The 21307-nt window shown below is 48.3% G+C and carries 19 protein-coding genes; 16 read left to right on the plus strand and 3 right to left on the minus strand.

The annotated features are described in order from the left end of the window. Positions 1 to 16: 16 nt before the first annotated feature. Positions 17 to 712 (plus strand): metal ABC transporter ATP-binding protein, encoded by a 696-nt coding sequence (locus ACWJJS_RS15860; RefSeq protein ID WP_003156655.1) that lies wholly within the window; start codon positions 17 to 19, stop codon positions 710 to 712. Beyond that, positions 670 to 1509, plus strand: a complete 840-nt coding sequence (locus ACWJJS_RS15865; RefSeq protein WP_102421777.1) for a metal ABC transporter permease — start codon at positions 670 to 672, stop codon at positions 1507 to 1509. The genes ACWJJS_RS15860 and ACWJJS_RS15865 overlap by 43 nt, the downstream gene beginning before the upstream one ends. Positions 1510 to 1552: 43 nt before the next feature. On the opposite strand, the gene ACWJJS_RS15870 is transcribed toward ACWJJS_RS15865, so the two are convergent. Beyond that, entirely contained in the window at positions 1553 to 2548 is a 996-nt protein-coding gene (locus ACWJJS_RS15870; RefSeq protein WP_454023697.1) for an LLM class flavin-dependent oxidoreductase, read from the minus strand. A gap of 275 nt (positions 2549 to 2823) precedes the next feature. Here ACWJJS_RS15870 and ACWJJS_RS15875 point away from each other — a divergent pair, with 275 nt between their 5' ends. From ACWJJS_RS15875 to ACWJJS_RS15920, 10 genes are all read left to right on the plus strand, one after another. After that, entirely contained in the window at positions 2824 to 3420 is a 597-nt protein-coding gene (locus tag ACWJJS_RS15875; protein WP_003156649.1) for a TerD family protein, read from the plus strand. A gap of 23 nt (positions 3421 to 3443) precedes the next feature. Then, a complete protein-coding gene (locus ACWJJS_RS15880; RefSeq protein ID WP_003156648.1) occupies positions 3444 to 4025 on the plus strand; it encodes a TerD family protein in 582 nt (193 codons plus the stop codon). Positions 4026 to 4058: 33 nt separating this feature from the next. Continuing rightward, positions 4059 to 4637: a TerD family protein gene (locus ACWJJS_RS15885; protein ID WP_003156645.1), complete on the plus strand. Its 579-nt coding sequence runs from the start codon at positions 4059 to 4061 to the stop codon at positions 4635 to 4637. A 38-nt stretch (positions 4638 to 4675) separates the two neighbouring features. Beyond that, positions 4676 to 5449, plus strand: coding sequence for a TerC family protein (locus ACWJJS_RS15890; RefSeq protein ID WP_003156644.1), 774 nt, complete (start codon positions 4676 to 4678; stop codon positions 5447 to 5449). Positions 5450 to 5521: 72 nt separating this feature from the next. Continuing rightward, on the plus strand, positions 5522 to 7144 hold the full coding sequence (locus tag ACWJJS_RS15895; protein WP_454023698.1) for a YceG family protein: 1623 nt from the start codon (positions 5522 to 5524) through the stop codon (positions 7142 to 7144). A 6-nt stretch (positions 7145 to 7150) separates the two neighbouring features. Further along, a complete protein-coding gene (locus ACWJJS_RS15900) occupies positions 7151 to 8239 on the plus strand; it encodes a toxic anion resistance protein (protein ID WP_003156642.1) in 1089 nt (362 codons plus the stop codon). A gap of 114 nt (positions 8240 to 8353) precedes the next feature. Further along, positions 8354 to 9556, plus strand: a complete 1203-nt coding sequence (locus ACWJJS_RS15905) for an MFS transporter (RefSeq protein ID WP_454023699.1) — start codon at positions 8354 to 8356, stop codon at positions 9554 to 9556. Positions 9557 to 9938: 382 nt separating this feature from the next. After that, on the plus strand, positions 9939 to 11195 hold the full coding sequence (gene opuAA / locus ACWJJS_RS15910; protein ID WP_069448531.1) for a glycine/proline betaine ABC transporter ATP-binding protein OpuAA: 1257 nt from the start codon (positions 9939 to 9941) through the stop codon (positions 11193 to 11195). After that, positions 11196 to 12044: a glycine/proline betaine ABC transporter permease subunit OpuAB gene (gene opuAB, locus ACWJJS_RS15915; protein WP_003156639.1), complete on the plus strand. Its 849-nt coding sequence runs from the start codon at positions 11196 to 11198 to the stop codon at positions 12042 to 12044. It abuts the gene before it with no gap. Continuing rightward, positions 12044 to 12925 (plus strand): glycine betaine ABC transporter substrate-binding protein, encoded by an 882-nt coding sequence (locus ACWJJS_RS15920; protein ID WP_077721760.1) that lies wholly within the window; start codon positions 12044 to 12046, stop codon positions 12923 to 12925. Before opuAB ends, ACWJJS_RS15920 begins: the two co-directional genes overlap by 1 nt. Positions 12926 to 12960: 35 nt before the next feature. Here ACWJJS_RS15920 and ACWJJS_RS15925 read toward each other — a convergent pair whose 3' ends face one another. Then, a complete protein-coding gene (locus ACWJJS_RS15925) occupies positions 12961 to 14082 on the minus strand; it encodes a M20 peptidase aminoacylase family protein (protein WP_454023700.1) in 1122 nt (373 codons plus the stop codon). A gap of 134 nt (positions 14083 to 14216) precedes the next feature. Here ACWJJS_RS15925 and ACWJJS_RS15930 point away from each other — a divergent pair, with 134 nt between their 5' ends. The 4 genes from ACWJJS_RS15930 to ACWJJS_RS15945 all read left to right on the plus strand — a co-directional run bounded on the left by ACWJJS_RS15930 (position 14217) and on the right by ACWJJS_RS15945 (position 19663). Continuing rightward, on the plus strand, positions 14217 to 15650 hold the full coding sequence (locus tag ACWJJS_RS15930) for a YfcC family protein (RefSeq protein WP_003156632.1): 1434 nt from the start codon (positions 14217 to 14219) through the stop codon (positions 15648 to 15650). Positions 15651 to 15741: 91 nt separating this feature from the next. Beyond that, the gene (locus ACWJJS_RS15935; protein WP_064107321.1) at positions 15742 to 16230 is read left to right on the plus strand and encodes a DUF6773 family protein; all 489 of its coding nucleotides are present in this window, start codon (positions 15742 to 15744) and stop codon (positions 16228 to 16230) included. A 229-nt stretch (positions 16231 to 16459) separates the two neighbouring features. Continuing rightward, positions 16460 to 18439: an alpha-amylase gene (gene amyE, locus ACWJJS_RS15940; RefSeq protein ID WP_454023701.1), complete on the plus strand. Its 1980-nt coding sequence runs from the start codon at positions 16460 to 16462 to the stop codon at positions 18437 to 18439. Between the two features lie 270 nt (positions 18440 to 18709). After that, positions 18710 to 19663: an L-lactate dehydrogenase gene (locus ACWJJS_RS15945; protein WP_454023702.1), complete on the plus strand. Its 954-nt coding sequence runs from the start codon at positions 18710 to 18712 to the stop codon at positions 19661 to 19663. A gap of 41 nt (positions 19664 to 19704) precedes the next feature. Here the strand turns inward: ACWJJS_RS15945 and ACWJJS_RS15950 are convergent, their stop codons facing one another. Next, positions 19705 to 21237: an MDR family MFS transporter gene (locus ACWJJS_RS15950; protein ID WP_101562682.1), complete on the minus strand. Its 1533-nt coding sequence runs from the start codon at positions 21235 to 21237 to the stop codon at positions 19705 to 19707. Between the last annotated feature and the right edge of the window lie 70 nt (positions 21238 to 21307).

Below are 21307 nucleotides of genomic sequence, written 5' to 3' on the forward strand. Positions count from 1 at the left end.
GGAAAGGAAGGTCAGCATGAATCTCGTTACATTACAGGATATCGTTTTTGGTTATTCGCATACACCCGTGCTTGACGGTGTGTCGCTGGAAATCAAAAGCGGCGAATTCGTCGGCATTACAGGACCGAACGGCGCGTCAAAATCGACGCTCATGAAAGTCATGCTCGGCATGCTCAGACCTTGGGAAGGAACGGCCGAGATCAGTAAAAAAAACGCAGCCGGAAAACGCCTGACAATCGGCTATGTTCCGCAACAGATTTCTTCATTTAACGCAGGATTCCCAAGCACGGTTCTGGAGCTTGTGCAATCAGGCCGTTATACGAAAGGAAAATGGTTTAAACGATTGAACGAAACGGATCACCACGAGGTGGAAAACGCGCTGAAGATGGTGGAAATGTGGGATTTCCGCCACCGGAAAATCGGCGATTTATCCGGCGGACAGAAGCAGAAAATCTGCATTGCGAGAATGCTTGCAAGCAATCCGGATCTGCTGATGCTTGATGAACCGACAACCGCGGTTGATTATGAAAGCAGACAGGGTTTCTACGAATTTATGCACCATCAGGTGAAAAATCACAACCGCACTGTCGTCATGGTGACACACGAACAAAACGAAGTACAGCAGTATTTGGATAAAGTCATACGGCTTGAGAGGGGGGAAAAAGGCGGATGGAAATGTTTGACTTGGAATTCATGCGACGAGCTTTTCTAGCGGGAAGCATGATCGGAATTATGGCGCCGATATTAGGCGTATATCTCGTGCTGAGAAGACAGGCGCTGATGGCGGATACGCTGTCTCATATTTCATTGTCGGGCGTGGCCATCGGTTTTTTTCTCAGTACCAATATTACGGCGGCGAGCATCGTTGTCGTCACGATCGGAGCGATCGGCATCGAATATATGCGGCGGGCATACCGTACATATTCAGAGGTATCCATCGCAATCTTAATGGCGGCCGGGCTGTCGTTTGCGATGTTTCTGATCAGCCTGTCAAAAGGCGGCGCGTCGATGAGCATCGATCAATATTTATTTGGATCGCTTGTGACGGTCAGCCAGCAGCAAGTCTATATTATCGGCGGAATTACCCTGCTGATCCTGCTTTATTTCATTATTTTAAACAGACCGCTCTATCTGCTTACCTTTGATGAAGCGACGGCGAAGACATCCGGCATTAACACTAATCTTCTGTCAATGTCTTTCAGCATCGTGACGGGGCTTGCGATTTCGGTCATTATTCCGATTATCGGCGTGCTGCTTGTTTCCGCGCTCCTCGTATTGCCCGCGGCTTTTGCGATCCGTATCGCCAAAGGATTTAAATGGGTGTTTACGGCCGCCATTGCCATATCTCTGTTCAGTGTGTTCACGGGGCTGACGTCTTCATACCAGCTCGGGACGCCTCCGGGGCCGTCAATCACTTTACTGTTAATCATTCTGCTTCTGCTCGGCTTTATGCTGCAGGGGATTTGGAATGCGTTTAAAAAAGGAAAAGAACGAAAAAACCGCCGTTAAGCGGTGCAGCAGTCTCATCTGCTGCGCCGTTTGACGGCTTTTTTTACAGAAATATATCAGCAAGACGCTCATATGACTCTTTTTTTGCTTCGAAATCAAAGACGTTGCACAGCACCATCATCTCTTTTGTCTGATAACGTTCGGAAAGTTCAAGCAGACGGCGTTTCACTGCGGCAGCAGAGCCGATCACCATCCGCTTCCTATTTTCTGCAATCTGTTTACGGTCCTCCGGCGAATACGGATAAGCCTTCGCTTCTTCCACACTCGGCACGCGGCTGTCGGCGCCTTTTCCGACACGAAGAAGCCATAAATCCTGGCTTAAGGCGAGTTCTTCCGCTTTCTCATCCGTAGCTGCGCATATGACGAAAATGGCACAGAGTGAGGCCGGAGCGGAAAAATGGGCGGAGGCCCGGAAATGGTCCCGATAGATCTGAAAGGCTTTTACCCCGCGTTCCGGATTAATGAAATGGCCGAAGACATAGCCCGCACCTTGAAGAGCGGCGCGTCTGGCGCTGTTTTCCCCGAGGCCGAGCACCCAAAGCTGCGGGGCTGTTTCAATCAAAGGCGCTGTTTTTATTCCGGCATAAGCATGGTCCGAGGGAACCGAATCTGTCAGAAAGGATGATAAATCCTGAAGCTGCCTGTTGAACTCGGTCATACTTTTCTTTACCCCGTCTGTGAGGGCGAGCCGGATTTTCGTCGTGCCGCCCGGTGAGCGTCCGACCCCAAGGTCAATCCGGTTCGGATGCAGCGCCTCAAGCTGACGGAAAGTTTCCGCGACTTTATAGGGGCTGTACTGCGGCAGCAGCACGCCGCCTGATCCGACACGGATGGATGTTGTGGCTGCGGCGGTATGAGCGATCATAATTTCCGGCGAAACGCTTGCGAGCCCTCTTGTGCCGTGATGCTCGGCAAACCAGTACCGCTTATAGCCCCAACCTTCGCTGAGGCGGGCGAGCTCCGCTGAACGGCGGAGCGTCTCGTGCGGCCCGTTTCCTTTGGATACGGGCGCCTGATCAAGTATGCTTAAATCAATCACTCGTCTGCCCCTTTCCTGACATGTATTGATACAAGGATAGGAAAAATGTTCAGTCCCCGTCAATTTCTTTGTTTTCTCTATTCTCTCCGGAACGAAGGAGAATATAGGAAGTAATTTTTCGCCGTTTTTCGCCAAAAATTCTTATGTTTTATGAAACTTTGATATAATAAAAGACGTATATCTTAATAAACACCGGGATTCTTGTCCCGGAATTTAGTAAAAATGCGCACTTGCGGCGTGCTTAGCGGCACCCTTACAGAATAGGAGTGAATCATATGGCGATCTCTTTACAAAAAGGACAGCGGATTGATTTAACAAAAGGAAAAGCCGGCCTGTCAAAACTGCTGGTCGGACTCGGCTGGGACCCTGTATCATCCGGCGGCTTTTTCGGAAAGCTGTTCGGCGGAGGCGGTGCCAATATCGACTGTGACGCTTCCGTACTGATGCTTGAAAATGATAAAATGACAGACAGCAAAAACGTCATCTATTTCGGCAATCTGAAAAGCCGGTGCGGCGGTGTCGTACATACGGGTGACAATCTGACGGGTGAAGGCGACGGCGATGATGAACAAATTCTCATCGATTTGGCGAAAGTGCCCGCTCAGATTAATAAACTTGTGTTTGTCGTCAATATTTACGACTGCGTCAGACGAAAACAGGACTTCGGCATGATTCAAAACGCGTTCATCCGCGTCGTTGATCAGGCTAATCGCGAAGAACTGGTAACGTACAATTTAAGAGATAACTATTCAGGCAGAACGAGCCTGATCGCGGCTGAAATCTACCGCGAGGACGGCGAGTGGAAATTCGCCGCGGTAGGAGAAGGCACAAACGATACAAAAATCGGCGATATCGTTAACCGATACGCCTAAACGATAAAAAGGAGAGTGCACACATGGCAATTTCATTGGCAAAAGGACAAAAAGTAGATTTGACTAAAACAAATCCGGGTCTTTCTAAAGTCGTTGTCGGCCTTGGCTGGGATACAAACAAATACGACGGCGGACATGATTTTGATTTAGATTCCAGCGTCTTTCTATTAAATGAAGCAGGAAGATGCGCGTCGCCCGATGATTTTATTTTCTATAATCAGCTTGAAGGCGGAAACGGCTCTGTCGCACATTCAGGCGACAACCTCACAGGCCAGGGCGAAGGCGATGACGAAAGCGTAAGGGTCAACCTGAGCGCGGTGCCTGCCGCTATTGACAAAATTTCATTCGTCATCACGATTCATGAAGCGGAAGCGCGCGGCCAAAACTTCGGACAAGTTTCCAACGCGTTCGTTCGCATTGTCAATGAAGAGACAAATGAAGAGCTGATCCGCTACGATCTGGCTGAAGATTTCTCAATTGAAACAGCCATTATCGCAGGAGAGCTTTACAGACATAACGGCGAATGGAAGTTTTCCGCGATCGGCTCAGGCTATCAAGGCGGACTGGCCCGTATTGCGACAGATTACGGCCTGCAAATCGGCTAAAACCATATCAAGCACAGAAGGGAGAGACGGCACATGGCTATTCAATTGGCGAAAGGACAGCGTGTTGATCTGACAAAAACGAACCCCGGTCTTACAAAAGCGGTGATCGGCTTAGGCTGGGATACGAACAAGTACTCCGGAGGGCATGACTTTGACCTTGACGCGTCGGCTTTTCTTGTCGATGCCCATGACAACTGTGTTAATGATCTTGATTTTGTTTTCTACAATAACCTGGAACACCCGAGCGGGGGCGTCATCCATACGGGAGACAACCGGACGGGCGAGGGAGAGGGAGACGATGAACAAATTATCGTCGACTTCTCAAAAATACCCGCAAATATTGAAAAGATCGGCATCACCGTCACGATTCATGATGCGGAAGCGCGCGGCCAAAATTTCGGACAAGTTTCGAACGCGTTCGTGCGCGTCGTCGATGAAAACAGCCAGAATGAACTGCTTCGTTTCGATTTAGGGGAAGACTTCTCGATTGAAACGGCGGTTGTCGTTTGTGAGCTTTACCGCCATGGGGCTGAATGGAAGTTTAACGCCATCGGCAGCGGGTTTTCCGGCGGTCTGGCATCACTTTGCCGGAATTACGGCTTGCAGGTGTAAGCAGGAAATTACCGTTTTACTAAATAGGAGGAAAAAACTTGGATTTTCTACATCATATTATGTCGACCTACGCTTCCTTTTTTGATTGGAAAATGTGGGGTGAGGTGCTGACTGACCCTGTATCATGGGGGCTGATCGGTTCCTTGGTTCTGCTGGAAGGGCTGCTGTCGGCCGACAATGCGTTAGTGCTTGCGGTTATGGTAAGGCATCTGCCTGAAAAACAGCGGAAGAAAGCATTAACATACGGATTGTTCGGGGCATATATTTTCCGCTTTATCTTTATCGGAATCGGGATGCTTCTCATTAAGTTCTGGTGGATCAAAGTGCTTGGCGCGCTGTACCTGGCTTGGCTCGTCATTAAGCATTTCTGGATCGGAGAAGGTGATGACGATACGGAAGGCATGAAGAAAAATTCATGGATGGTCCGTACGTTCGGAATTTTCTGGGCCACTGTCGTTTCAGTTGAGTTAATGGATCTGGCCTTCTCTGTTGACAGCATTTTAGCCGCGTTTGCGGTATCGGAAAAAGTGTGGGTGCTCTTGATCGGCGGTATGCTCGGCATTCTCATGATGCGTACAGTCGCAAAAGTATTCCTTGTGTTAATTGATAAAATCCCTGAGCTTGAAAACACGGCTTTTGTGCTGATCGGGATTATCGCCGTGAAAATGGCGGCGAGCGCCTTTGATTATGAAATGCCGCACGTGGTGTTCTTCGGAATCATCATCGCTGCGTTTGTGGTGACGTTTATTATCCACTATTTCAACAAACAAAAGCAGGTTCAGGAGCAGACGGCTGCATCTAAAGAAGAATAAAACAAAAAAGGAGGGAGAGTTCATTTCCTTCCTTTTTTGTACCGATTATTATGAAGAGAAAGGAGGAAAATGATGAAGCAGGAAGAATTGGTGATCCGAAAGGCCGAGCCGGAAAACGATGACTGGGAAACGTTTCTGATGCGGCCGCTGCCGGAACGTCCCGGTTACGAGCGGGAAAACGGGCTGGCGTTTACCCGGCTTGCCGTCCGGATTTTGGGCACTCCTTATGATGAGACGGAGTATTACAGTAAGCTTTTCGAGCTGTCTTCTCATGAAAACATCCATGTGTTGAGCGAGACGCTGGATAAGACCATCGCGCCGGAAACGTTTCAGGCGCTGCAGCACATCCATTCGGTCAATCAAAAAGAGAAAGGGCTTTCGGTTTCCAGGTTTGTCGCGTTTCTCGATGGGGGCAGGCTGCTTGCCAAACACGCCGATCCGCTTATGCACCGCCGGCTGAGGACCGCGTTTATGACGCTTTTGGAAACCTTTGCGGACCGGCATGAAAACGGGCTGAATCATCCCGATTTCCGGCGTGTGCTCTTGGATGTGTCAAAGTTTTCGCTGAACCACCTGAATCCATGGCTCGAACAAGCCGATATAGAGCGTGAGATGCCGAAGGTGGTGTGGTATGGAGACGCGACCAAAAGCCAGCTCTATTTTCTCTATTATCTCATGCTGATCGGCTGTGATGTCCTATTGTTTCATCCGGCTGCGGAAGATCCGTTCAGCTTGATTGATCCGGATGAGGAGCTCAGCTTTGTGATAAAGCTCCCCGCAACAGGCGGTCTTGAGCCTTTTCCGAAAGAAAAGCCGGACAGAACGTCCACGACGGCCTACCGGTCAACGAAAGAAATTGAGCATGTGCTGAACCATGAGGAATCCATGATGTATAAGCCTTGGCAGTTCAGGGAGCACACCCCGCAGTCCGTGACCTTAAAAACGACATATGATGAGTTATTTCTCATTGCGAAGGAGCGGGCGTTTATCCGGCCGCAATTTAAAGCGGACAGGGAGCGGGTGGCCGTTCCGAACCTTTTTGCGAAAGTGATGGGGGTTTCCAAAGATACGAAAGAATATTGGAACAGACTTCATACCGCCGCGGACTATCAGGAGACACACATGATCCGCAGTTTTCCGTTTACGGAAGAGCTGAAAGCCAACTACCAGTATCACTACAGTCAGGTTTTAAATGAAAAAGGAGAGATTGACGCGGACAGGCTGAAAAGAAGCAACATCTGGCAGTACAAGCATCTGCCTTCAGGTGTGCAGAGCGCCATCGCCAATGTGATTTCTGACATGTGCAGAAACCCAGGGCTGAAGACTTTGCCCGGGGAGCAGTCAAGGGATGCCGCAATCTATTTGTTCCGCCAGGCGACGAATCTGCCCGCTTCGCTGCTGCAATTGATTCAGACGTTTGATTACGCCCAAACCGTTCCGAAACTCGTTTTATATCATACGGAACAAAATGGCGAACTCACACGTTCTGATGCCGCCGCTCTTTTGTTTTTAAATAAATTCGGCGTCGATATCATCTTGTATAATCCGCCGGGCCATCAGGACATTGAGCATTATATTGAAGAAAGCCAATTTGATGTCCATTGGCTGGAGGACATGGTGTTTCGGCAGGAATATAAGGAGCCGTCACTCGTAAGAAAGCTGTTTAGAACCATTACGCAAAAGCAGGGAGAGTAAATAAACATGACAGAAAATCAAAATCCGCTTGTTCTTGATAAAAATGAAGAGATTTCTGAACAAAAAGCAGATGACATCCGGATGCAGCTGCGCCAAGACCCTGAAGTGCAGCGCATTTCGCAGCAGATTGACGTGAAAAACCAAATGGAGCTGCTTGAGTACGGAAAAGAACCGGCAGTTGAAATCTCGAAGTTCTCCGACCGCATCTTAAATATGATGAAAACAACAAGTGTCACGGATTCAGGCACAATGCTGACGCAGCTCGGAAAAATCATGGACCGTTTCGACAAAAATGATTTCGATGAACCAAAAGGATTTCTCGCTAAAATGTTCAAACGCGGCAACAGCATGATTGAAAAGATTTTTCAAAAGTACCGCACCCTGGGCGGAGAAATTGAAAAAATCCACGTCGAAATTTCGAAATACAAAGATGAAATGGCAAAGACGAACCATACGCTTGAAGAGATGTATGAAAACAACATTAACTACTACATGGAGCTTGAAAAATATGTCGTTGCCGGGCAGATGAAGCTTGAGGAAATGCAGGCGCTCATTCCTTCTTATGAAGAAAAAGCGGCCGGCGGGAACCAGCTTGCGCAAATGCAGCTTGACACGCTGCGTGACGGGCTTCAGGCGCTTGAGGAACGTGTCTATGATTTAGATATGGCGCGGATGGTGGCGCTGCAGACAGCGCCGCAGATCCGCCTCCTTCAGCGCGGAAATACGAAGCTCATCGGGAAAATCAATTCCGCATTCGTCATTACAATTCCGATTTTCAAAAACGGCATTATTCAGGCTGTCACAGTCAAACGGCAAAAGCTTGTGGCTGATTCAATGAGCGAGCTGGACCGCCGCACGAATGAAATGCTGAAGCGCAACGCTGAAAATATTTCAAACCAAAGCGTGGAGATTGCCCGTATGGCAGGCCGTCCGAGCATTGACATTGAGACGATTGAAACGTCTTGGAATACGATTGTCAGCGGTATGCAGGAAACGAAACAGATCGAGGAAGAGAACAGACGTATCAGAGAAGACGGAGCGAAACGGATTCAACAGCTTCAGGATAATATTAAAAACGCAGTCTTAAAGAATTAACGCACACCCCGCTTGCTTACGGCAAGCGGGATTTTTTTGTGAAAAAGGTAATGACAATGTGTAAAGACAGGTGTAAACTTATACGGTAATCATTTTCGATTTGAGGTGCTGCTTATGAACAAACAACCTGCCGTCACTCCGCGAAAACTTCTGGCGATTGCCGGAATGGGCTGGCTGTTTGATGCGATGGATGTCGGAATTTTATCGTTTATTATCGCCGCGCTACACACTGATTGGAATTTAACACCCGATCAAATGAAATGGATCGGAAGCGTCAATTCCATAGGTATGGCAGCGGGTGCGTTTGTATTCGGAATGCTGGCCGACAGGATCGGCCGGAAAAAAGTGTTTATGATCACGCTGTTATTCTTTTCTGTCGGAAGCGGCATATCCGCTTTCGCAACGGGATTGACGGTTTTTCTCATATTGCGTTTTCTGATCGGAATGGGGCTTGGCGGGGAACTGCCTGTTGCCTCGACGCTCGTGTCAGAAGCGTCCGCTCCCGAAAAGCGGGGACGGATCATCGTGCTGCTTGAGAGCTTTTGGGCCGCGGGCTGGCTTCTTGCGGCGGTGATTTCCTACTTTGTCATACCGGCATTCGGCTGGCAGGCCGCGCTGCTCTTAACGGCGCTGGCCGCGTTTTATGCGCTGTACTTGCGGAAAAGCCTTCCGGAATCACCGGCGCATCAGGCATTGCCGCAGAAAAAAAGCATACGCGGGCAGGCGGGAAGTGTCTGGACGAAACCGTATATCCGGGCGACGGTGCTGCTGTCTGTCGTTTGGTTCTGTGTCGTCTTTTCTTATTACGGCATGTTTTTATGGCTGCCGAGCGTGATGCTGATGAAAGGCTACAGCATGATTGAGAGCTTCGAATACGTCCTTCTGATGACACTTGCCCAACTTCCCGGATATTTCTCAGCGGCGTGGCTGATCGAAAAAGCGGGGCGGAAGACCATCTTAGTCATCTATTTGCTCGGAACGGCGGGCAGCGCTTATTTCTTCGGTGCCGCGGATTCATTGGGCATGCTGCTCACAGCCGGCATGCTGCTGTCCTTCTTCAATCTCAGCGCATGGGGCGTGCTTTACGCCTATACACCGGAGCAGTATCCTGCGGCGATCCGTGCGACCGGTTCCGGAACAACGGCGGCCGTCGGCAGAATCGGCGGCATTTTCGGTCCGCTTCTCGTCGGATCGCTTGCAGCACGGAACGTTTCGTTTACAGTGATTTTCGCCGTCTTTTGTGCGGCCATCCTGATTGCCGTCATCACTATTCTTATTCTCGGAAAAGAAACGAAACAGACAGAGCTTGCGCAATGAGCACCCTTTTGGGGTGCTTTTTTTAGTGGGGCTGTCTGTTGGCAGACCTATATTTTTCCTTAAAATTCCTTATTTTCAGGAAGCGAAAACTTCTTTTTCCGGGACAATGTCGCAAAAAAGTTCTTGTATTTGTAAAAAAAGGGTAGGAAATCAGTTTGCAGCACATTCGATGGAAACGTTCTCAAGCCTGATAAAAGCCCGGTTTCCGTTATAATTTATCCTCAATAAGGAGGATTAGAGAGTATTTAGAAGCATACCAGAGGAAAATAAGACACAGGGATGTTTTTAAAGTAATGATACAAAATAAAAGGGATTATGCTGTTTGTTTGACTTATTACAAACGTGTTACGGTATTAAAGATTGCTTATTATGGAGGGAAAATATGAATTTGGATGAGAAACCAATTAAGATAAAAGTCGAAAATGTATCTAAGGTTTTCGGAAAACAGACAAAAAAAGCCATTCAGATGCTGTCCAGCGGAAAAAACAAAAAAGAGATCCTGAAAGCGACCGGATCAACCGTTGGTGTCAATCAAGCAAACTTTGATGTATATGATGGGGAGATATTTGTCATCATGGGTCTATCGGGGAGCGGTAAATCAACTTTAGTTCGGCTGTTAAACCGGCTTATTGAACCGACTGCCGGGAATATTTATATTGATGGTGACATGATAACAAATATGTCAAAAGACCAGCTCCGGGAAGTGCGCCGGAAAAAAATCAGCATGGTCTTTCAAAAATTTGCGCTGTTTCCACACAGAACGATTCTTGAAAATACGGAATACGGGTTGGAGCTCCAAGGCGTCGACAAAAAAGAGCGTGAGCAAAAAGCGCTTGATTCGCTTAAACTTGTCGGTCTTGAAGGCTTTGAACACCAATTCCCTGATCAGCTCAGCGGAGGAATGCAGCAGCGTGTCGGACTTGCCCGCGCATTGACGAATGATCCTGACATTCTTCTGATGGATGAAGCTTTCAGTGCGCTTGATCCGCTGATCCGCAAAGACATGCAGGATGAGCTTTTAGACCTTCATGACTCTGTCGGCAAGACGATCATCTTCATCACGCATGATCTTGATGAAGCATTGCGCATCGGTGACAGAATCGTGCTGATGAAAGACGGTAACATCGTTCAGATCGGGACGCCTGAAGAAATTCTGATGAGCCCGTCCAATGAATACGTTGAGAAATTCGTTGAGGACGTTGACTTATCCAAAGTTCTGACAGCGGGCCACATCATGAAGCGCGCTGAAACCGTGCGGATTGACAAAGGGCCTCGTGTAGCGCTGCAGCTCATGAAGAATCTCGGTATTTCTTCTATTTACGCCGTTGATAAACAGAAACAGCTTCTCGGTGTCATTCACGCGGCGGATGCGAAAAAAGCGGTGGAATCCGACTTATCGCTTCAGGATATTTTAAATACTGAATTTACGACTGTGCATGAAAGCACATACTTGACGGAAATTTTCGATGTCGTGTCTGATGCGAATATTCCGATCGCCGTCACGGACGATAAGGACCGCATGAGAGGCATTGTCGTAAAAGGCGCATTAATCGGCGCGCTTTCAGGAAATAACGATTATATAAATGTTGAAGATTCTGCTGAACAAGCTCAGGATTCTTCTGTTCAGGGGGTGAAGTAAATGGACAGATTGCCTAGAATTCCGTTAGCAGATATCGTTGACCGGTTTGTTGACTGGCTTACCATGACGTTCGGAGGTTTCTTTGACGGAATCTCAAACGGTTTGGCCGCTTTCGTAAACGCGATTGTGAGCGGTTTGGGTTTCATCCCGTCTATTTTATTGACTGTTATTTTTGCAGCTCTCGCTTGGTGGATCAGTACGAGAGGAATTGCACTCTTTACGTTAATCGGATTCCTTGTTATTGATTATTTGGGTTATTGGTCGCCGATGCTGCAAACGTTGGCGCTTGTCGTCACATCTGTTTTGATTTCCATTATTATCGGGGTTCCGATCGGCATATGGGCGTCTCAGAAAGAAACGGTCCGCCGCATTGTCACACCGATTCTGGATTTAATGCAGACCATGCCGGCTTTCGTATACCTGCTGCCTGCAATTTTCTTCTTTAATATCGGGGTTGTGCCAGGCGTTGTGGCATCTGTTATTTTCGCGATGCCTCCGACGATCCGCATGACGGTTCTCGGTATTAAACAGGTTCCGGCTGATCTGATTGAAGCGACGGAAGCATTCGGTTCAACGACGTCTCAGCGTCTGTTCAAGGTGCAGCTTCCGCTTGCCACAAAAACAATTCTTGCCGGTATTAACCAAAGCATCATGCTTGCTTTGTCAATGGTCGTTATCGCGGCCATGGTCGGTGCGCCGGGCCTCGGTTCTGAAGTATACAGCGCCGTGACACAGTTGAAAACCGGTGTCGGAGTGGAAGCGGGTATCGCGATCGTTATCGTAGCGATTACACTCGACCGTATCACGCAAAACATTAAAGTGAAGAAGAAGAGCAGGGGGAATGCCTGATGCTTAAGAAAATCATCGGTGTCGGCGTTACCGCTGCGCTGGCTCTTTCTTTGGCTGCCTGCGGGTCGCAGACTGATGGTAAGGCAACGGCTGCGGACCAGGTGAACAAAACCATTATCGGTATTGATCCGGGATCGGGCATCATGGCCCTGACGGATGAGGCCGTGAACGATTACGGATTGAAAGACTGGAATGTCGTCACGGCGTCAAGTGCTGCCATGACGGCGACATTGAAGAAATCATATGACCGGAAAAAGCCGATCATCGTAACGGGCTGGACGCCGCACTGGATGTTCTCCAGATACAAGCTGAAGTTCCTTGATGATCCGAAAAAAACGTACGGAACTGCCGAGCAGATTCATACGATTACAAGAACCGGCTTCAGTAAGGAACAGCCTAACGCGGCCAAAGTTCTCAGCCAGTTCAAATGGACGCAGGACGATATGGGAGAAGTCATGATTGCCGTTGAGGAAGGCGAAAAGCCGGCCAAAGCCGCAGCTGAATATGTGAAAAAACATAAAGACCAAGTGGCTCAATGGACAAAAGGCGCCCATAAAGTCAAAGGGGATAAAATCAACCTGGCTTATGTGGCATGGGACAGTGAAATCGCAAGTACGAATGTAATCGGAAAAGTATTTCAAGACCTCGGCTATGACGTGAAGCTGACGCAAGTGGAGGCAGGACCGATGTGGACTGCGATTGCGACAGGCAGCGCGGATGCGTCATTGTCTGCTTGGCTTCCGAATACCCATAAGGCATATGCGTCTAAATATAAAGGTAAATATGAAGATGTAGGAACGAGTCTGACAGGCGTCAAGATGGGTCTGGTCGTTCCTCAGTACATGAAAAACGTCAATTCAATTGAAGATCTGAAGAAGTAATGAGGAAAAGCAGCCCTGTAACGGGCTGCTTTTTTTTATGCTTCAAACGATTTGAGGACGGCGGCCGTTAATATCTCAACGCCAGTAAAGATGGCGCTTCGGTCAAATGTCATTTGGGGATGGTGAAGTCCCGGCTCCAGCCCGCATCCTAGGCCGAGCATCGTCGTTTTCAAGTTCGGCACCTTTAACCCGTAAAAGTGAAAATCCTCTCCTCCGGTTGTCACAAGAGGTTCATCCACATGTTCTTCTCCGAGAATGCTGCTGATCGCAGATGCCATGATGGCTTCCGCCTCCTTGTTTCGCTCGGCTGCCGGGAGGCTGTGTTCTTTTTGCAGTTCGATTTTTGCGCCGAATGCGGCAGCCGCCGCCTCACAGGCTCTTTCGGTTTCGGCGGTTAATTTCTCCATGGCGGCATTGGTTTGTGCGCGGAGATCAAGGCTGAACGATGCTTTTCCCGGAATGATATTGGAACTTTCTCCGCCTGCCTGAAGCTTTGTCATCTTCACGGAATGCGGGATGCCGGGATCAAGATGAATGAAGCTGAGTTTTTGGACGAGAAGAGCGGCGATTTCGATACTGTTAAGCCCGAGATGCGGTCTCGCGCCGTGGGCTTCTTCTCCGATAATCAGGCCTTCTATATGCTGGCTTGAGCCATGCAGAATGGACGGTGCGCATCGGCCGTTTGCCGTTTCCTGTACGGGGCGCACGTGCACGCCGTATAAGAAGTCAACATCATCCAGTACGCCTTTTTCAATCATTTTCAGCGCTCCGCCGCCTTTTTCTTCAGCCGGCTGAAAAATAAAGCGGATGGTGCCCTTCGGAAGCTTCGGCTGACTCTTTAAAAGCATCATCGTGCCGAGCGCCATCGTCATATGTGAATCATGTCCGCATGAATGGTTCGCCTGGAAGACACCGTCCACTTCCTGCCACAGCGCGTCAATATCCGCCCGGACAGCCACAACGGGCGAGCCTTCTCCGATTTCGCCGACAACACCGGTGCAATCATCAAACGTACGGATTCGGCAGCCGGCCTCTTTCAGTTTTTCAGTCAGATATTCAGTTGTTTGATATTCTTTCCAGCTTACTTCGGGATTGGCGTGCAGGTGGTCAAAAATGTCCATAATGACTTGCTTTTCATGCGCTGTGAGTCTGTTCATGCCGTAAGTCCTCCTTCAAAAGCTGTCTGTTTTTTATTTTTTGATATTGAAAACAGGCAATCGGTCTGTATATAATATAGCACATATCTGTATTTTCTGAATAGTTTATAAATTCAAAGCGGGATGGTGATGTTATGGCTGTGCCGAAGGCCGAACCTGTATTGAAAAAGAAGAAATTGTTTGTGATGCCTGATGCTTATGTGCTGCTGTTCATTGTCGCTTTACTATGCGCGATAGCATCGTACATCGTTCCCGCGGGGGAATTTGACAGGGTGACAAAGGGCAGTGTGACGTCCGCCGTCCCGGGAAGTTATCATTCTTTAGACCAGTCTCCTGTCAGCCCGATCGCTTTTTTTACCGCGATTCAGGAAGGGATGACAAGTTCCGCGCCGATTATTTTTTTAATCCTGTTTACGGGCGGCACCATTGCGATTTTGGAGAAAACGGGCGCCATCAATGGATTGATCAGTAATGTCATCAGTACGTTCCGCACAAAACAGCTGCTGTTTATTGCGATTGTCGGATCTCTATTTTCGATCCTCGGCACAACCGGCATCGTCGTTAATTCCGTGATCGGTTTTATTCCGATCGGCCTGATCGTCGCCCGTTCGCTGAAATGGGACGCCGTGGCCGGAGCGGCCGTCATTTATATCGGCTGCTATGCCGGGTTTAACGCGACGATTTTATCACCTTCACCGCTCGGGTTATCACAAAGCATCGCGGAGCTGCCGCTGTTTTCCGGCATCGGCCTGCGGATTGCCGTCTACATTTGTTTTCTGCTATCATCTATTTTATATATTTATCGGTATACGAGAAGGCTCAGAAAAGCAAAGGACGCCAGTCTGCTGGGAAACGATTGGTTTCCGGCGGCAGGTTCAATCCCGCAGGCTTCCGATCCGGAGGACAAGCCAGTCCCGTTTACCGTCCGCCATAAATTGATTCTGGCTGTCGCGGCTTTGTCGCTTGCCGGCTTTTTATACGGCGCGCTTACTCTTGGCTGGTCTGATTCAGAGATGGCCGCCGTGTTCATTTTTATCTCAATCGTGTCAGGCCTGATTGCGGGAATGGCGGCAAATGATATCGCAAAAACGTTTATTACAGGCTGTCAGGGCCTCGTTTACGGCGCGCTGATCGTCGGAATGGCGAGAAGCATTTCCGTTATTCTGGAACACGGAAAGCTGCTTGATACGGTAGTCAATGGGCTTGCGTCACTGCTGCACGGTTTCAGCCCGATGGCAGGCGCAATCGGAATGTATATTTCCAGCGCCCTGCTTCATTTTCTGATATCATCGGGCTCAGGGGAGGCGGTCGTATTTATTCCGATCTTGGCGCCGCTTGCCGATCTGATGGGCATCACGAGACAGGTCGCGGTTGAAGCGGTCATGCTCGGGGAAGGCGTCGTAAACTGTGTCAATCCGACTTCCGGCGTGCTGATGGCCGTACTGGCTGCCAGCGGCATTCCGTACGTAAAGTGGCTTCGCTTCATGATTCCGCTGGCGCTGATTTGGTTTGTCATCGGCCTCGTGTTTATCTGCATAGGCGTCCTGATCAATTGGGGTCCTTATTAAACATTTTGTCAATGATATTTCGGTTTATCATTATGAATCGGCAAGATATAATGGGAGTTGTAAGCCATTCTTAATAGTACGGGAGGAAGTCATGAATCAGCGTCGGAACGGACTTTCAAACGTGAATGGAAAGAGTGAGAGTGTGAAAGAGAAAGAACGAATGATTTGGTCAGAAGTCGGAATGCTTGTGGGCACACTGTCTTTGCTTGACATCATCGTACGCGGACTTGTTCTGAACTGTCCGTTTAGGGAATGGGCCGGAAGCTTGGCGGTTTTCTTCATTATAATTGTTTATTATTGCATCAGGGCGGGAGCGTCGGGAATGCTCATGCCGAGAATAGACACCAAAGAAGAACTGAAAAAGCGGGTGAAGCAGCAGCGGATAGATTCAATTGCGGTCACTTTTGCGGTGGCGGCACTTACGATGTACGACAGGGGGTTTCCCCATACATTCTTTGCTTGGCTGAAAATGATCTTTCTTTTTATCGTCTGCGGAGGCGTTCTGTTTTTGCTTCGGTATGTCATTGTGAAGCTGTCTTACAGAAGAGCGATAAAAGAAATAAAAAAGAAATCATCCTGACAGGTGGTTTCTTTTTTTGTTTGAAAGCGGGAAGTCTTTTTAATTGATAGGAATATAGATTTGAATTCACTCTGTCACGTTGCTTTGATAGAGAGAGTGTGATAAGTTGAAATGTAAGCGTTAACAGAATTCTCCAGTCTTCACAACAGTTGAAAGGAGCTGAAGAAAGAGTAAGAGGAATTTTTGACTCCGCAGTCAGTCTTCAAAAATGAAATAAGGAGTGTCAAAAATGTTTGAAAAACGATTCAAAACCTCTTTACTGCCGTTATTCGCCGGATTTTTATTGCTGTTTCATTTGGTTTTGTCAGGCCCGGCGGCTGCGAACGCTGAAACTGCAAACAAATCGAATGAGGCGGCCGCGTCATCGGTCAAAAACGGGACCATCCTTCATGCCTGGAATTGGTCGTTCAATACGTTAACACAAAATATGAAAGATATTCGTGATGCGGGCTATGCAGCCATTCAGACGTCTCCGATTAACCAAGTAAAGGAAGGGAACCAAGGAGATAAAAGCATGAGGAACTGGTACTGGCTGTATCAGCCGACATCGTACCAAATCGGCAACCGTTACTTAGGCACTGAACAAGAATTTAAGGACATGTGTGCAGCCGCGGAAAAGTATGGCGTAAAAGTCATTGTCGATGCGGTTATCAATCATACCACCAGCGATTACGCCGCGATTTCTGACGAGATTAAGCGTATTCCAAACTGGACCCATGGAAACACACAAATTAAAAATTGGTCGGACAGGTGGGACGTCACTCAAAATTCATTGCTTGGGCTGTATGATTGGAATACACAGAATACTGAGGTGCAGGCCTATCTGAAACGTTTCTTGGAAAGAGCATTGAATGACGGAGCGGACGGGTTCCGCTATGATGCCGCCAAGCATATAGAGCTTCCGGATGATGGGAATTACGGCAGCCGATTTTGGCCGAATATCACCAATACATCGGCGGAGTTCCAATACGGAGAAATCCTGCAAGACAGCGCGTCCAGAGATACTGCTTATGCGAATTATATGAATGTGACGGCTTCTAACTATGGGCATTCCATCAGATCCGCTTTAAAGAACCGTAATCTGAGTGTGTCGAATACCTCCCATTATGCATCTGACGTGTCTGCGGACAAGTTAGTCACATGGGTGGAATCACATGATACGTATGCCAATGATGAGGAAGAGTCCACATGGATGAGTGATGACGATATTCGTTTAGGCTGGGCAGTGATTGGTTCCCGCTCAGGAAGCACGCCTCTTTTCTTTTCCAGACCTGAGGGCGGAGGAAATGGTGTAAGATTTCCCGGAAAAAGTCAAATAGGAGATCGCGGGAGCGCCTTATTTAAAGATCAGGCGATCACCGCGGTCAATCAATTTCACAATGTAATGGCCGGGCAGCCTGAGGAACTCTCGAATCCGAATGGGAACAATCAAATATTTATGAATCAGCGCGGCTCAAAAGGCGTTGTGCTGGCTAATGCGGGATCGTCTTCTGTCACCGTCAATACTTCAACGAAATTGCCTGACGGCAGGTATGATAATAGGGCCGGCGCCGGTTCATTTCAAGTAGCGAACGGCAAACTGACAGGTACGATCAATGCCAGATCCGCGGCTGTTCTTTATCCCGATGATATTGGAAATGCGCCTCAGGTCTTTCTTGAGAATTACCAAACGGGGGCAGTCCATTCTTTCAATGATCAGCTGACGGTCACCCTGCGTGCAAATGCGAAAACAGCAAAAGCCGTTTACCAAATCAATAATGGGCAGCAGACAGCATTTAAGGATGGAGACCGATTAACGATCGGGAAAGGAGATCCAATCGGCACGACATACAACATCAAGTTAACCGGAACGAACGGCGAGGGTGCAGCGAGAACCCAAGAATACACGTTTGTCAAAAAAGACCCGGCCCAAACCAACATCATTGGCTATCAAAATCCGGATCATTGGGGCCAGGTAAATGCTTATATTTACAAACATGATGGAGGCAGGGCCATAGAATTAACCGGATCGTGGCCGGGGAAAGCAATGACTAAGAATGCAAATGGAATTTACACGCTGACGCTGCCTGCGAATGCGGATACGGCTAATGCCAAAGTGATTTTTAACAATGGCAGCGCCCAAGTGCCCGGACAGAACCATCCCGGATTTGATTATGTGCAGAATGGTTTGTATAACAACTCCGGTTTAAACGGTTATCTTCCGCATTAATTGATAGGGCTATCATTACATCAGCGTGCCGGCAAACCCTTGCTTCTGGGAAAAGGACAGCGCATCTTCAATCACGCTGAAAAGATGACAACATCCTAAAACGGTTCCGTTTTAGGATGTTGTCAACAATCTGGAAACCATCACCGATATTTTTTTGTCCAAAAATCAAACTTTTCTCTTGCAAAAGTTTGTGAAGTGTTGCACAATATATATGTGAAATACTTCACAAGTTAAAAACAGACACCACGAAACACTGGAGGATGAGCATACATGATGAACGAACGAGTGAACAAAGTAGCATTAATCGGAGCAGGTTTTGTTGGAAGCAGTTATGCATTTGCGTTAATTAACCAAGGGATCACAGATGAGCTTGTGATCATTGATGTAAATAGAGAAAAAGCCATGGGCGATGTCATGGATTTAAATCACGGAAAGGCATTTGCGCCTCATCCGGTCAAAACGTCTTACGGCACATATGAGGATTGCAAGGATGCCGATATCGTGTGCATCTGTGCCGGAGCCAATCAAAAACCGGGCGAAACGAGACTTGAGCTGGTCGAAAAAAATCTCGCCATTTTTAAAAACATTGTCAGTGAAGTAATGGCAAGCGGATTTGACGGCATCTTCCTCGTTGCCACAAACCCGGTCGACATTCTCACTTATGCGACATGGACATTCAGCGGGCTTCCGAAAGAACGCGTCATCGGCAGCGGCACGACACTGGATTCTGCGCGATTCCGTTATATGCTGAGTGAATACTTCGGCGCCGCTCCGCAAAACGTACACGCCCACATTATCGGCGAGCATGGCGATACCGAGCTTCCTGTATGGAGTCACGCCAATATCGGCGGAGTGCCGGTACAGCAATTGCTGGAGAAAAATGCAGCTTACAAACAGGACGAGCTGGATCAGATCGTTGACGATGTGAAAAACGCGGCCTACCATATTATCGAGAAAAAAGGCGCGACATATTACGGAGTGGCGATGAGCCTCGCCCGCATCACAAAAGCGATTTTGCGTAATGAAAACAGCATTTTAACCGTCAGCACATATCTGGACGGCCAATACGGTGTAAACGACGTCTTTATCGGCGTTCCGGCCGTCGTCAATCGGAACGGCATCGCAGGTGTGACGGAACTTGAGCTGAATGAAACAGAACAGGCTCAATTCAGCCGCAGCGCAAACGTGCTGAAAGATATTCTCGCTCCGCATTTCGCAGAGTAAACAAAAAAGCAGTACATGACAAACGCCATGTACTGCTTTTTTTAATTCGCTTTTTTCGCCATTTCCTGAGAGGTTTTTACTCTCGCTTTTCCCATAAACAAAATGGTAACGGCCGCAATGACGATCGGCGCCAGCGCAAGCGTAAATACATATGTGATGCTTTGCGACATGGCGTCAATAATGCGATCCAGAATGTGCGGCGGAATATGAGCGCGCGTGCCGGCCTGGAAAATGTCCTGCGGATTTCCGATGTTCTGCATCGCGCCGCCCGCTCCTTTCATGCCGCTGAATGAATCTGTGAGCTTGTTGGTAAACACATTCGTCTGGATGGTTCCGAAAATCGTCACACCGAGCGTCATACCGAATGATCTCAAAAACGAGTTTGTTGAGTTGGCGCTTCCGCGGTAACGCGGCTCCAGATCGTTCATGGACGCAGCCGGCAGCAGTGAGAAGTTGAAGCCGACGCCGAATCCTGAGATCAGCATGAATACCGTCAGCATCGTACGCGCCGTATCCGGTGTCATATTGGAAAGCAGCAGCATTCCGATAAAGAAAGCGACCACGGAAATCAGCATTAAATTGCGGAACCGCACTTTCGTCTGGAAAATTCCGCCGATCATACTTCCGATAACAGAACCGATCATCATCGGCGTCAAAATAAAGCCCGCGCTTGTCGCGGTGCTTCCGTACACAGCCTGAACGAAGATCGGGATAAACACCGCTAAAATGACGAACGTGGCTCCGTAAAGGAACGCCAGAATCTGTGCCGTAGCAAATAAACGGTTTTTAAACATCCAAAATGAGATAATCGGTTCTTCCGCTTTTCTTTCCACGATAAAAAAGGCGATAAAGAACACGGCGAACACAGCGAACAGACCGATGATCTGCACGGAGTTCCAATCATACGTTTTTCCGCCGAGCTCAAGAGCGAACATCAGACCGACAATGGAAACCACCAGCGTAATCGCGCCGGCCCAGTCGATTTTCTGTTTCTTGTGTTCAAGGGATTCTTTATAATAACGAAGAATGAAAAACAATGATAAAATACCGATCGGCACGTTGATATAAAACACCCAGTGCCAGCTGATGGAGTCGGTAATGAGCGCGCCTAAAAGCGGCCCGAGAACGCTGGAAAGGCCGAAAACGGCACCGAACATGCCCGACATTTTTCCGCGTTTTTCCGGCGGAAATAAATCAAAAATGATCGTGAAGGCGATCGGCATCAGCGCGCCTCCGCCGATTCCCTGAATGACGCGGTAAATAATGAGCTGATCCATTGTTTGGGCGATTCCGCATAATGCAGATCCGATTAAGAAAAGAATAAGACCGAATAAAAAGAAACGTTTGCGTCCGTACATATCGGACAGTTTTCCGTAAATCGGCATACCGGCCATAACGGCTACCATGTATGATGCCGTCACCCACGCGAACTTATCGAAACTTCCGAGGTCCGCCACGATGTTTCCCATCGCAGTGGCAACGATTGTATTATCCATAGCCGACATTAAAATGCCCAGCAAAAGACCGATGACGACAAACTTTGTCGTGGCGTCCTTCGCGGCTGTTTGTTCCATGCTTTTTTCCTCCCATACTTACTTTTGATCATTAAATTTGCTATGATCATATTAGATTTGCCGAAAATTA

The sequence above is a fragment of the Bacillus sp. JK106 genome (assembly GCF_053663355.1).

Coding starts and splice junctions, on each gene's coding strand:
- ACWJJS_RS15900 (WP_003156642.1), top strand. CDS start 7,151: ATGACAGAAAATCAAAATCCGCTTGTTCTTGATAAAAATGAAGAGATT.
- amyE (WP_454023701.1), top strand. CDS start 16,460: ATGTTTGAAAAACGATTCAAAACCTCTTTACTGCCGTTATTCGCCGGA.
- ACWJJS_RS15865 (WP_102421777.1), top strand. CDS start 670: ATGGAAATGTTTGACTTGGAATTCATGCGACGAGCTTTTCTAGCGGGA.
- ACWJJS_RS15925 (WP_454023700.1), bottom strand. CDS start 14,082: ATGAACAGACTCACAGCGCATGAAAAGCAAGTCATTATGGACATTTTT.
- ACWJJS_RS15905 (WP_454023699.1), top strand. CDS start 8,354: ATGAACAAACAACCTGCCGTCACTCCGCGAAAACTTCTGGCGATTGCC.
- ACWJJS_RS15935 (WP_064107321.1), top strand. CDS start 15,742: ATGAATCAGCGTCGGAACGGACTTTCAAACGTGAATGGAAAGAGTGAG.
- ACWJJS_RS15945 (WP_454023702.1), top strand. CDS start 18,710: ATGATGAACGAACGAGTGAACAAAGTAGCATTAATCGGAGCAGGTTTT.
- ACWJJS_RS15930 (WP_003156632.1), top strand. CDS start 14,217: ATGGCTGTGCCGAAGGCCGAACCTGTATTGAAAAAGAAGAAATTGTTT.
- opuAB (WP_003156639.1), top strand. CDS start 11,196: ATGGACAGATTGCCTAGAATTCCGTTAGCAGATATCGTTGACCGGTTT.
- ACWJJS_RS15895 (WP_454023698.1), top strand. CDS start 5,522: ATGAAGCAGGAAGAATTGGTGATCCGAAAGGCCGAGCCGGAAAACGAT.
- ACWJJS_RS15860 (WP_003156655.1), top strand. CDS start 17: ATGAATCTCGTTACATTACAGGATATCGTTTTTGGTTATTCGCATACA.
- opuAA (WP_069448531.1), top strand. CDS start 9,939: ATGAATTTGGATGAGAAACCAATTAAGATAAAAGTCGAAAATGTATCT.
- ACWJJS_RS15885 (WP_003156645.1), top strand. CDS start 4,059: ATGGCTATTCAATTGGCGAAAGGACAGCGTGTTGATCTGACAAAAACG.
- ACWJJS_RS15875 (WP_003156649.1), top strand. CDS start 2,824: ATGGCGATCTCTTTACAAAAAGGACAGCGGATTGATTTAACAAAAGGA.
- ACWJJS_RS15950 (WP_101562682.1), bottom strand. CDS start 21,237: ATGGAACAAACAGCCGCGAAGGACGCCACGACAAAGTTTGTCGTCATC.
- ACWJJS_RS15880 (WP_003156648.1), top strand. CDS start 3,444: ATGGCAATTTCATTGGCAAAAGGACAAAAAGTAGATTTGACTAAAACA.
- ACWJJS_RS15920 (WP_077721760.1), top strand. CDS start 12,044: ATGCTTAAGAAAATCATCGGTGTCGGCGTTACCGCTGCGCTGGCTCTT.